The 12,557-nt window shown below is 41.5% G+C and carries 7 protein-coding genes and 3 pseudogenes; 4 read left to right on the top strand and 6 right to left on the bottom strand.

The window, feature by feature from the left end:
• Window positions 1–265 (top strand): annotated as a pseudogene (locus G4P69_RS32850) (RRXRR domain-containing protein); the annotation flags it as partial.
• A 115-nt stretch (window positions 266–380) separates the two neighbouring features.
• Here the strand turns inward: G4P69_RS32850 and G4P69_RS32845 are convergent.
• Window positions 381–4,031 (bottom strand): WD40 domain-containing protein, encoded by a 3,651-nt coding sequence (locus G4P69_RS32845; protein WP_243902308.1) that lies wholly within the window; start codon window positions 4,029–4,031, stop codon window positions 381–383.
• Window positions 4,032–4,137: 106 nt separating this feature from the next.
• A complete protein-coding gene (gene glpK / locus G4P69_RS32840) occupies window positions 4,138–5,622 on the bottom strand; it encodes a glycerol kinase GlpK (protein WP_208340990.1) in 1,485 nt (494 codons plus the stop codon).
• Between the two features lie 211 nt (window positions 5,623–5,833).
• Here glpK and G4P69_RS32835 point away from each other — a divergent pair, with 211 nt between their 5' ends.
• Both G4P69_RS32835 and G4P69_RS32830 read left to right on the top strand, forming a co-directional pair.
• The gene (locus tag G4P69_RS32835) at window positions 5,834–7,708 is read left to right on the top strand and encodes a tetratricopeptide repeat protein (RefSeq protein ID WP_208340986.1); all 1,875 of its coding nucleotides are present in this window, start codon (window positions 5,834–5,836) and stop codon (window positions 7,706–7,708) included.
• Between the two features lie 82 nt (window positions 7,709–7,790).
• A complete protein-coding gene (locus G4P69_RS32830) occupies window positions 7,791–8,375 on the top strand; it encodes a hypothetical protein (protein ID WP_208340984.1) in 585 nt (194 codons plus the stop codon).
• 37 nt (window positions 8,376–8,412) lie between these two features.
• Here G4P69_RS32830 and G4P69_RS32825 read toward each other — a convergent pair whose 3' ends face one another.
• From G4P69_RS32825 to G4P69_RS32815, 3 genes and pseudogenes are all read right to left on the bottom strand, one after another.
• Window positions 8,413–8,859 (bottom strand): NADAR family protein, encoded by a 447-nt coding sequence (locus G4P69_RS32825; RefSeq protein WP_208340981.1) that lies wholly within the window; start codon window positions 8,857–8,859, stop codon window positions 8,413–8,415.
• 243 nt (window positions 8,860–9,102) lie between these two features.
• Entirely contained in the window at window positions 9,103–10,572 is a 1,470-nt protein-coding gene (locus G4P69_RS32820; RefSeq protein WP_208340979.1) for an amidohydrolase family protein, read from the bottom strand.
• Window positions 10,573–10,585: 13 nt separating this feature from the next.
• Window positions 10,586–11,098: pseudogene (locus tag G4P69_RS32815) on the bottom strand (zinc ribbon domain-containing protein); the annotation flags it as partial.
• A 138-nt stretch (window positions 11,099–11,236) separates the two neighbouring features.
• On the opposite strand from G4P69_RS32815, the gene G4P69_RS32810 reads away from it, so the two are divergent.
• The gene (locus G4P69_RS32810; RefSeq protein WP_208340973.1) at window positions 11,237–12,037 is read left to right on the top strand and encodes an aspartyl/asparaginyl beta-hydroxylase domain-containing protein; all 801 of its coding nucleotides are present in this window, start codon (window positions 11,237–11,239) and stop codon (window positions 12,035–12,037) included.
• A 116-nt stretch (window positions 12,038–12,153) separates the two neighbouring features.
• Here G4P69_RS32810 and psaB read toward each other — a convergent pair.
• Window positions 12,154–12,557: pseudogene (psaB, locus tag G4P69_RS32805) on the bottom strand (photosystem I core protein PsaB); the annotation flags it as partial.

Here is a 12,557-nt window from a genome sequence, read left to right as displayed (position 1 = left end):
ACTGCACCAAGAAAATTATAGTAAGGGCGGGATTCTTAAGCGGCAAGGTGGAACGGTTACACCCTTTGGGTTCCGCTCTGGTGATTATGTCGAGGTTTCTCAAAAAAGTGGAATTGTGCGCGGTTGGGTTGGTGGTTTCACCAGTACTGCCAAAACCAAAAATATTGCCATCTACGACCATAATTGGTCGAGATTGGGTCAGTTCGATCCTAGAAATGTTCGCCTACTTCAAAGGAGTTCTAAGTTATGTGTTTCCCGCTCTTGAGTTAGGACAATTTGTCGCTATCCTCCTCCTTCCTTTAACTGCGTTAAAGATGCAGTTGGAGGACGCAACAAATTCTCCTCGCCATTCCTCCCGCCGTTGATTCGGAGTACCGAATTCAACGGGGGAGGAATGGCTGATTTAGTTGACTCATGTTCAGTTCAGATTCAATCGCCCCTAAAGTTTTGAGAGTAGTAATTGTTGCCTCAGTCAACCCGGTAACCTTGGTGATATTCATACCCTCGTAAAGTCTTTTGCTTCTTAGCATTTTTATATGCTCACCTGTTGAGACATCCCAAATTCTAAGGGTTTCATCTTCACTACTACTAATTAAAGTCTCTCCACTGGGATTAAAGGTGACTGATAAAACTGTTTGACTATGACCCTGTAAAGTTTTAAGGCACTTACCAACGGAGACATCCCATAGCTTTACTGTTTGATCCATACTACCACTACTTAAGATTTGTCCATCACAACTAAAGGCGATCGCACAAACCCAACCTGTATGTCCTTCCAAAGTTCTCAAGCACTTACCATTGAAAACATCCCATAGCTTGACTGTATAATCTCCACTACCACTACTTAAAATTTGTCCGTCAGGACTGAAAGCGATCGCCCAAACCCAACCCGTATGTCCTTCCAAAGTTCTTAAGCATTTACCATTCGAGACATGCCATAACTTAACTGTATGGTCATCACCGCTGCTAGCTAGACTTAGACCATCTGGACTAAAAGCCACTGATAAAACTCCATGATTTTCTTCATGTAAAGTTCTCAAGCACTTACCATTTGAAACATCCCATAACCTGAGCGTATAGTCATGGCTACCACTAGCTAAAGTTAGACCATCTGGACTAAAAGCAACCGACCAAACACACTTTGTATGTCCCTGCAACGTTCTCAGGCATTTACCAGTTTTAACATCCCATATCTTTACCGTTTTGTCTTTACTGGCACTTGCTAGCGTTTGACCATCTGGACTGAAGACTAATGATGTAATCTCATGACTATGCCCCACAAAAGTTTGCAAGTTTTGACCAGTGTTGATGTCCCACAGTTTCACGTTTTTATTACTGCTACTAGCCAAGATATTACCTTCAGGACTAGAGACAACTGACCAGATCCTAGTGGTATACCCTTGTATATTCTTTATACATTGACCAGTATTCACATCCCATAGTCTTAAAGATTGGTCATCACTACCACTGGCAAGAATATTACCTTGAGGGCTGAATTCAACTGCTCGAACCATATTACTATGTCCTGGTAAAGTCTTGAGACACTCACCGTTAGTGACATTCCATAGCTTTACCGTCTGATCCCAACTACCAGTTGCTAAAGCTTGCCCATCAGGACTGAATGCAACTGATATTACCCAGCCAAAGTGACCTTGCAAGGTTCTCAAACATTCACCAGTGTCAACATCCCATAACTTCACCGTTTGGTCCCCACTAGCGCTAGCAAGCGTGCGTCCATCTGGACTAATAGCAGCAGACCAAATCGCTTCATCGTGTCCCTGCAAAGTTCTCAAGCATTGCTCAGTACTCACATCCCACAGCTTCAGTGTTTTGTCCACACTAGCACTAGCTAACATTGTATTGTCAGCACTAAAAACAACTCCTCTGACCATATTTTCATGTCCTGAGAAAGTCTTTAGGCACTGCCGAGTGTTGACATCCCATATCTTGATCGTCTTGTCATCACTAGCGCTAACCAGCATTTGTCCATTTGAACTAAAAGCAAGTGACCATATTCCCTTTTCATGTCCCTGCAAAGTATCGAGACATTCACTAGTTATGACATCCCAAAGCTTGATTGTTTGGTCTTCACTACCACTAGCAAGAATACTACTATCAGGACTAAAGGCAATAGATGTTACCCAATCAGTATGACCTTTAAAGATATTTAACTGTATCCAGTCACTCAATTGGTACAAGCGAATCTCAGCATTTATATCCCCCTCAGCCAAGAATTGTTGATTGGGGCTAAATGCTAAGGTCAAAATACCACGGAAAGTTTCAGTAAAGACTGACTTAGCTACATTAGCGTGAGCAAAACTTACATTATGCAAATTTACATTACGCAAGTCTGCTTGCCAAATAGTGAGATTTGAAAAATCATATTTACTCAGATCTGTCTTCAAATAACAAAGAATATTCAGGATGTTTCCTGGTGCATAACTCGGTTGTTGCGGAAATTTCTCTTGCAGGGTTGCCAAAACTTGACTTAGTTGATTTTCTAGGTTTTTACAACTACCAAAACTCTTTAATAAACCATCTATAATTGGTTTAAGAATAAAACGAATTTGAATATCTTTAATATAGTCTTTTGCTATTGCTTTTATTAAAGCATATTTCTTGAATACAACAAGATTGTGATTAGTAATTTCTAACCAAGCCTTTTGTACTAATTGATGAGTTATATACTCCATAACTACTGGTTGTAATGTAAATAATGCAGAGCTTTTTTCCACCAGGGAGCGTCTTATCAAAGATTCCAGAGCTTCCAATAATTGTTGTGGTAATATTGGTAATAAGATATCATCCTGTAATTCAGATATTGAAACTGGCTCACGGTTAATTGCTAGCCAACACATTATTTCTTTTTCTAAGTTTGATAACCGCGAGAACTGTTGGGTTAAAACTTGGCGAATATCGCCTAACACAGCCACATTCTGTTTAAGAAACTCAGAAGTATTACCATGGAAAACATCTAAAATTGTTGTGGAAACTATCTTCAAGGCTAAGGCATTACCTGCATAGCGTTCAACTATTGATATCAATTCTGACTCGGAAGGACGTAACTCTTTACTTTCAAAGATTTTTTGCCCATCTACCACCTTTAAACCATTCAGGTGTAACGAACGAACTGGTAGTGCTTTTCCTTCAAGAAGCGCTACTTCTTTAGGTTTTTCTCGTGAAGTTAGCACTACAGTGCTAGTATGCGCAACTTCTCCTACTAGTCTAAGAAGTTGCGCACATTCCTCATAGCCTTCTCGATAGCTTCCAACAATAGTACCGCTTTGCAGAATTGTTTCAGCATTATCGAGGATAATAAGACACCTTGAAGAGCGCAAATAATCTATCAGTTGATAAATTCTGCCGTCTATAGTGTCTGGTATATCAAAATCTATAACCTGTTCTGCAGATAAAACCTCAATTAGGTTAGCCAAAAGTTCAAAAAGTGGTGGAGGATTGTAGAGCGATCGCCATATAAAGTAGTCGAACTCACCGTGTACTTGTTGCGCGAGCTTAGCAGCCAGACTTGTTTTCCCAATTCCCCCCATTCCCAACAGTGCTACCAATCGGCAACGATCCTTTATCAGCCATTGCTTTAGTCTGTTAAGTTCTGCTGTGCGCCCATAGAACATAGAGACATCGATTGGTTCTCCCCAAAATGTGCTCTTCTTTAGTCTCTTGTTGCTAAAGGGGGAAAGAGGGGATCTAGATTTTGAATTTTGGATTGAATTTTCTAGAGTTATCCCCGCACACTCTACCTTCCTGTATGTCCGCCATCGACGTTCTAAAGCAGAACGAAAGTTGCTTTTGCTAACCCTCTCGCCCAGTGCTTCAGCAAGCAACTTCCACAGTTGAGGACCAACATGCCGTTTTACATATGGTACTGAGTAGCTGGCTGTTGAAGCGATTTGCTCGTAAGTCAAATTTTCCCAAGAGCCTTTGAGGATAGCGATTTCTACTTTATTCAGCCTTCTTCCTGCATTTAGGAACATTACTTCATCAGCAACTTCCAACGCTTCCTCAAAGTTCATAGGCTAATATCTGAATCTTTACGCAGATTATACCATGATAAGTAACTTCATCAGAACTTTACCGGAACTTTCGCTTAAACCAAAAGAAGCCCCTGCTCCCTACTTTCTACCGATGCCGTGTCTGGGCGATCGCCTGCCGCCAGGAGTTTAGTAGTGTTTGTCTATGATCAGCGCTCATTGTTGGCTCAAACCGTTTATCAACGCGCCACTGCTCCACAATTTCCGCTTTGCTTTCCCAGTAGCCAACAGCTAGCCCTGCTAGATAAGCAGCTCCCAAGGCAGTAGTTTCAGTGATTTTTGGACGAACAACGGGCACACCCAAAATATCAGCCTGGAACTGCATTAGCAGATCGTTGCGGGAGGCACCACCATCTACTCGCAGTTCTGACAAATCAAGTTGAGAATCTTGACCCATTGCATCGATTACGTCAAATGTTTGATAGGCAATACTTTCTAGCGCTGCACGGGCTATATGGGCACTGGTTGAGCCGCGACTTAAACCGACAATCGTGCCACGAGCGTAACTGTCCCAATAAGGTGCGCCCAAACCAACGAAGGCGGGTACAAAATACACACCACCATTATCAGGAACACTGCACGCTAACGGTTCAACATCCGCGCTGTACTTAATAATTCCGAGTCCGTCACGTAACCATTGTACAACTGCTCCGGCAACAAATACGCTGCCTTCTAGTGCATAATCGGTTCGTCCATTTATGCTCCACGCGATCGTGGTTAGCAGCTTGTGATGAGATTGCATCGGCTTATTACCTGTATTCAGTAGCATAAAGCAGCCTGTACCATAAGTATTTTTGGCCATGCCACATTGCAACGATGCCTGCCCAAAAGTTGCAGCCTGCTGATCTCCGGCAATTCCAGCAATGGGAATGCGGCTACCTAGAAGACCTTCAGACGTATAAGCGTATACCTCTGATGAACTACGCACTTGGGGAAGAACAGAAGGGGGAATATCCAGAATGGACAATAATTCATCGTCCCACTGCTGGGTGTGAATATTAAACAACAATGTCCTACTAGCATTAGTCACATCTGTGATGTGGAGTTCCCCCTCAGTTAGTTTCCAAATCAACCAGCTATCCACGGTTCCAAATGCTAGTTCTCCACGCTCGGCTTTTTCGCGAGCCGAGGGCACATTATCAAGCAACCACTTGAGTTTAGTGCCGCTAAAGTAAGCATCGATCACCAACCCCGTTTTTTTCTGGAATGTTGTCTCATACCCAGCTGCCTTAAGTTCATCGCAGTAAGCAGCTGTGCGGCGATCTTGCCAAACGATCGCATTATGAATTGGCTTGCCTGTTTTTCGATCCCAAAGAATCGTGGTTTCTCGTTGATTGGTAATGCCAATAGCAGCAATATCTCTAGCTTTGATACCAATGCGAGCTAAAGCTTCATTAGCAACACCAATTTGGGAAGACCAAATTTCATCAGCATCATGTTCTACCCAGCCTGATCGCGGAAAGATTTGTTGAAATTCCTTCTGAGCAATGGTTAGGATTTGGCCATCGTGGTCAAATATAATAGAGCGGGAGCTGGTAGTGCCTTGGTCGAATGCCAAAATATATTTAGTCATAAGGTTGTTCTAAAATAAGTCAATGAGTTTCATAAAATCAGATGCCTATAAAACTATCAACTGAATTAATGAAGCAGTTGACAGTAAAATCGCCTGAAAGGGAGTACACCGATCTAGAAGATCACGATCTCAAAAATCAGGCAAGCAAGCCTCAAGTAATTCGTATCATGATCCTTGACTTGACGACAATTAGCGTAGGTAGGATGGGTACATGATTGGCAAAACGCTTCACAATCGCTACGAGATTATTCAACAAGTTGGAAGCGGTGGATTTGGTGACACCTACCTAGCTCTTGATTTACATATACCAGTTAACCCCAAGCCTAAGTGTATTGTTAAACACCTCAAGCCCAAAGATCCTAGTGCAGCAATTTTGCCAGTTGCCAAAAACTTATTCGACAGGGAAGCAAAAGTTCTGTATCGATTAGGTAACGCGTGTAGCCAAATCCCGAAGCTTCTCGCACACTTTGAGGATAATGGAGAATTTTATTTAGTTCAGGAATTTATTGAGGGTCATGATTTAACTAAAGAAATTATTCCTGGTGTCCCCAAAAGTGAGAATGTGGTTTTTAAATTGTTGAAGGACATTTTAGAAGTCTTGAGTGTTGTCCATCAACATAATGTTATCCATCGGGATATTAAACCGCAAAATCTAATGCGGCGACATCTAGATGGCAAGATTATACTAATTGATTTTGGAGCAGTTAAGGAAATTGAGGCTTTAGAAATAAATGCCCAAGGACAAACAAGCTTAACTATTGCTATTGGTTCTCCTGGTTATATGCCAAGCGAACAAGCAACCGGTAGACCTAGATTATGTAGTGATATTTATGCAGTAGGAATAATAGCTATTCAAGCCTTGACTGGGTTAACGCCTCATGAAATAAAAGAAAATTCTAAAACAGGAGAAATCACTTGGCGAGGTTCTGCACAAGTGAATGATAGCTTAGCTGAGGTTATAGATCGAATGGTGCGCGACCACTTCAGCATGCGTTACCAGTCAGCCACAGAGGCTTTGGAAGCACTAATTACTACAGCCAATATACAGCCTTTACGCCCTATGTTAGGGCCTGTTCAGGCATTATCGTCTCCTTCTTCCGTAAGCCCTCCAGTCCCTTCATCGACACAGTCGTTGCCATCTCCTCCTATTGCTGTAGCAAAACAACAAGGTTTGTTCAAAAAGATATTACTAGTAGCTGGTTTAGTTGTGTTAGGGGGATACGCATTGTGGAAACTTCTCCCACACAAGACTAGTGTTCCCACTGAAGCAAGCCAACCAATTCAACCAGTTCAACCAATTCAACCAGTTCAACCAATTCAACCGACTCGCTCTATTCAACCAGTTCAACCAACTCGCTCTATTCAACCGGTTCAACCAATTCAAGCAGATCGCCCTATTCAACCAATTCAACGGACTCGTCCAACGCAACCAATTCAACCGACGCAACTGACTCAACCCAGTCCTAGGCTGACCACGTTTGTACCAATCCCTGTACTAACTACCCCGGAAGCTTACAACAACCGAGGGCTAGATTACTATAACAAGAAAGATTATGAGCGTGCCATTGCTTACTACAACCAAGCTCTTAAACTTAATCCTAATTACGCCACGGCTTACTACAACCGAGGGCTAGTTTACCATGACAAGAAAGATTACGATCGCGCGATCGCGGACTATAACCAAACCCTTACACTTGATCCTAGCGATAGTTATGCTTATTATAACCGAGGGCTAGCTTACTACGATCAGAAAGATTATGAGCGTGCGATCGCCGACTACAACCAAGCCCTCATACTTAATCCCGACTATGTTTATGCTTACAATAACCGAGGATTAGCATACTACCACAAGAAAGATTATGAGCGTGCGATCGCTGATTACAACGAAGCTCTTATACTTAATCCTCACTATGCTAGAACTTATTACAATCGGGGGCTAGTTTACTACGACAAGAAAGATTATGAGCGCGCGATCGCGGACTACAACCAAGCCCTCAAACTTGACCCCAACTACACTGAGGCTTATAAAGATCGAGCCAAAGCTTATAAATTAAGGCGTGAAGCCCAAAAACATTTCTTCTCCTGATTAGCTATACTTTTGGGTAAATTTTCTTTACAAGTGTTTTTAATGAACGCGGAAAAGGAATTCTCAAAGTAAAGACTAAATTATGAAGATTAAACAACAGAATGCACGTGCTATAAATCAAAAAAAAGGCTTCTCTATTGCTGTTGGAGGTGTAGCAATTATTCTCCTAATAACATTTATCTGGTTCTGGAGCGCCTATCCAACCCTAACCTATAAGGGTGTGCCGATATCTATACTCGTTGATTTTTTACAAGATACCATAGCACGAGAGGCCTATTTTAAAGGCCACAAAAAAGCACTACATCATCGTCTCAAGGAATTAGGAGTAGAAGAGAAAATCAAAGATTTTTATCGTCCCCAGTTCCAAGAGGAACAGGAGCTAGACCGATATATACATCAACTTTTATATAACAATACAGGTTATATTGGCGCAGCGTACTTGGTGAATGCACAAGGAGAATTACAATTAAAACCAGCGATCAATCAGAATTTTCTACATTGGTTCGAGTTAGCCAAAAAGCTTAATCTCGCGATTGATTACGAAATTGATAATGGTGTTATCTTTATCATAACTCCTGAAAAACAAAGTGTTCCCTACACAGTTATATCTAATGTATATTCAATCTCAGAACTGGAAAAATTGCTAATGGTTTTACAAAATCATTAGCGGAACTTAGACAAATTTGACTACACTTGTTCATGATCTAAGCACTGTAAATGTTTCGAAGCACAGATCGCACCTGTTGCAAAATTTTACCCAGTTTGTTTAGTCCTGTGCCATCTTTACCACAGCCCCAGTAGTAATCTCCAGGTGCGTTCTCTACTATTTCTTCCTCACCAGTTGAAAGTAATAACTCTCGGATATCATTGTGCGTCTCGAATTTCTTCAGCACTGCTCGGTACATCACATCATCTTTAATTTGCTCCCAATCTGCACGGATCGGCAATTTTCTGCTACGTCCTAAATTTGCAGCTTCTTTGGCAGAGGGAGCATTGCGGATCTTCTCTCGGTAAAGAGCGTCCTCAAATTTTTGTGCTTGAAAGTAATGTTCTGTTGTTGCCCACCACAGATCATCGAGTTTAATTCCGTGTCTAGAAAAGTTAGAGAATGCGCCGTATTGATCAATCGTTGAGTAGAAATAGATGGTCATTGAGCTTCAATTACATGGTTATTAAACAATTTGCTAATCGCTTGCTGTTGAACTTTCAATCAATGTCGCAGCCCAATGGCACTAGATCATTAAGTTTTTTGTCCTCACAAGTTCCTCAATATATTTGTATATCTTGAGAATTGGATAAGGGATTACGTTTTCTTTGACAGAATACATACGCTACTCCATTGGTGAGAGTGCATGTATTCTTTCTGTCTTGGAGATCAATGTCAGAATGAGAGATTACCTTCTTTTCAGATAACGTCCAGTCGGTGAACCTAAAACCTGTCCATTATCGTATATAAGATTTCCACGTAAAAAGGTACTTTTCACCCTTCCGCTTAACTCGAGCCCTTCAAAAGGTGTGTAACCTTGTTGAGACTCTGACTCTGCAGCACGTACCACAAAGGAAACCTTTGGATCTAGCAGTACCAAATCAGCATCATAGCCAATGGCAATATCCCCTTTTTGTAACAAACCAAAGCGCCGCGACGGGTTCCAAGATAGCAACTTAGCCATGTGGTTGTAGGACATTCCCCGCTTACTACCTTCGCTGAAGACACCAGAAAGTAAATATTCCGTACCACCAAAACCAGACTTTGCCAACCAAATATTATTCGGATCTTTAGCACTTCTTTTTTGTTCTGCCGAACAGCAAGCGTGGTCACTCACTATCCAATCTACCTGATGATTAAGCACTGCTTGCCACAAATATTCTACGTCAGCACGGGAGCGAATAGGAGGGTTTACTTTTGCCCAACTACCCGCAGGAGTATCAGCATCTAATAGTAAATGTCCGAGGGTAACTTCGCGCCGAAAATTGATATGAGGAAAAGCCGTTTGCATAGTCAAAGCTGCTTCCATTGCTTTGCGCGAACTCAGATGCAGTAAGTTGATATTCGCACAGTTAGTCTCGTGTGCTAAATAAGAAGCAATGCAAATTGCTAGTCCTTCAGAATGAGGTGGACGTGCTGCACTGTAAGCGTGAAGTCCGCTAAGGCTGGAGTCATTTTCAATTATTTTTGTATATGCGTTGAGAATTTCTGCAACTTCGCAATGTAAACTTAAGCTAATTATTTCTTGCGATTCTGGGTGTTCTTGCATTAAGCAAGTTATACCGCGCATAATAAATTCAAAATGAGCGAAGTCGTAACGTTCTTCTTTATTAATCATCAAAAAGAGGTTTTGGTGGTCTGACAAACCATGCAACCCATAACCGCCATAAAACATAAAGATTTTAAACGAAGATACACCAAATTCTTCAAACAGTAGAGGTATTTCTTCAATATGCTGGCTAGCTATAGGCGCAACGTGATAACTATAATCAACAAAAAAATTACCTGCAGATAATGCCAATACTTCTGGAAAGAAATCTCGGTAGGAACCGCCTTTATTTAAATAATATTGTCCTGTACGGATATAATTAAGGCTTGTTGTAACTCCACCCATTGCAGCTGCTTTGGTTTCAGCCACCGCATCTTTGTCAAGGCTTTGATAGATACCGATGTGCATATGGGCATCCACAACACCAGGAAAACCCAGCAGGTTTTGCCCATCTAATACCTCTCTACCTTTGTCTGGGATAATATTAGGAGCAATTTCAGCAAATTTCCCATCTTTAATACCTAAATCAAGTAGTTCGATAGCATCATGATTGGGTCGAACTACCTGCACATTTTTGATAATTTTATCTAATACGGAAGCTTCAGACACACTAAACCTCACATTAGATTGAACTACCGTGCCCAACCCCTGCGGGGTATGGACACGGATTCTGAGGGGTCTTAGCTAGTTGACCGAACCTCAGCATCCCAATCAAAGCTATCAAGCAGAGACAATTGTGTATATCAGGCGCTCTTCTTTTAGGCTTGGCCCGTGGCTTCGACTTAGAGGGAGTGCTTTTGACTTTCAGTAACAACAATTGGCGTTGCTTAACCGTTGATTCAGCAGGGTTCTTAGGCTCCTTTCCCAACGGAGAGGATGAGCGCGGAATTTCAACCGCATCCTTAAGCGTAACTTTCGGGCTGACCACCCGTAGAGAATCAATTCCAAGAAGAAGTTTACCACGGTGCGCGCAGACTACGGCACCGTTGGTATCTGCATCGTCGGAATAACCGCACTGTTCGCAAATAAACTTTTCTTTTTCTCGGTTACCGGAACTAATGTGGTCGCATTCTGGACATTCCTGAGATGAATATTTTGGGTTAACCTCGATAACAAGGTTGCCGAGCTTTGAGGCTTGATGCTTTGCATGTTGCTCTGTTAATAATGTTTGCTACACTAGACGCACTACACATTCTCATTTAGGGAACCCATCCAGTATAAAACCCAAAAAATGTAACATTCTTTATTCAACCATTTTTAGGAGACAAAATTAATGGAAACTTTTAATGAGTATCATATTGATCCAAAGGAATTCCCTTTTCTCAAAAATTTTCAAGATAACTGGCAAGTAATTAGAGATGAATTTACACATTTTATCAACTATGGCTCCAAAGAAGAATTACAATTTGCTTACGACGTTTTAGGGCCTAAAAGTAAAACGATAAAAACTAAGGGAAATTCAAAATATAGTGCCTTTGGTGTTTTATTTCAAGGTATCTTTATTGAAGAGTATATTCAATTGCATCAAATACAATATCCTGACTACACGGCAAATGATGCATCACAAAAAGCTCTTGCAGTAAGAGAGGAATATTTTCCGAATTTAGCTAAGGTAATAGAAAAAGTTAACTTAAGTGATGAGGGTAGCCTCAGAAATGTGTATTTTGGAACATTCCATCCAGGATTGGATATCAAGATGCATGTGAATTATAACCCTCATATGAATCGTGGTTATCTAGGACTAATTGTCCCAGAGGGCGATGTGGCTATGAAAATATGTCATGAGAAGCTTTATTGGCATGAAGGACAGTTCATGATTCTAGATCACAGTTATCCACACTGTCCGCATAATTACACAAATTTTGACAGAACTGTTTTAGTGGTAGATTTTTTTAAACCTGATAAACCCAGAGAAGAATTAATACAATTTGAACAAGAGCTAGTTACACAACGTATGGAAGAAAATCCCTACAGCTTAGGTGTTTTTGGGAAGAGTGATAAAGCTAAAGAACAAGATTTTATCAAGTATGGTTTAGCTCATCAGTTGGAGTGGGATAAAGCTTTAAGCGGCTAAGCCCTGCCGCAAAATGTTCCTGGTTTCTTTCTTAATTTTAAAAGCCAACCCTACAAAAAATCCCCCACCATCAGGTAGGGGATTGTGATTATATACCTATCAAACTACTAGCGTCATTAACCGAACTTACCCGCCGTAGAGGCAATGACGAAAGCGGCGTAGGTAAGGACATAACCAACAGTAAAGTGGGTTAGACCAACCAAACGAGCTTGAACGATTGAAAGAGCAACTGGTTTGTCTTTCCAACGGACAAGGTTTGCCAATGGTGTACGCTCATGTGCCCAAACAAGAGTTTCAATCAACTCTTGCCAGTAACCTCTCCAAGAGATCAAGAACATGAAGCCAGTTGCCCAAACTAGGTGTCCGAATAGGAACATCCAAGCCCAAACAGCGAGGTTATTGGTACCGTATGGGTTATAACCGTTGATCAACTGGGCTGAGTTTGCCCACAGGTAATCGCGGAACCAACCCATGAGGTAGGTTGAAGACTCGTTGAACTGAGCAACGTTACCTTGCCAAA

This window comes from Aetokthonos hydrillicola CCALA 1050 (assembly GCF_017591665.1).
In the GTDB taxonomy this organism is placed as follows: Bacteria; Cyanobacteriota; Cyanobacteriia; order Cyanobacteriales; family Nostocaceae; genus Aetokthonos; species Aetokthonos hydrillicola.
Note: the sequence above shows the minus strand (reverse complement) of the source record. Positions and strands in the feature narration are given on the sequence as shown.

Excerpts from the sequence above, each read along its gene's own strand:
- G4P69_RS32825 (WP_208340981.1), bottom strand. The coding sequence starts at position 8,859 with ATGACCATCTATTTCTACTCAACGATTGATCAATACGGCGCATTCTCT.
- G4P69_RS32835 (WP_208340986.1), top strand. The coding sequence starts at position 5,834 with ATGATTGGCAAAACGCTTCACAATCGCTACGAGATTATTCAACAAGTT.
- G4P69_RS32810 (WP_208340973.1), top strand. The coding sequence starts at position 11,237 with ATGGAAACTTTTAATGAGTATCATATTGATCCAAAGGAATTCCCTTTT.
- G4P69_RS32845 (WP_243902308.1), bottom strand. The coding sequence starts at position 4,031 with ATGAACTTTGAGGAAGCGTTGGAAGTTGCTGATGAAGTAATGTTCCTA.
- G4P69_RS32830 (WP_208340984.1), top strand. The coding sequence starts at position 7,791 with ATGAAGATTAAACAACAGAATGCACGTGCTATAAATCAAAAAAAAGGC.
- glpK (WP_208340990.1), bottom strand. The coding sequence starts at position 5,622 with ATGACTAAATATATTTTGGCATTCGACCAAGGCACTACCAGCTCCCGC.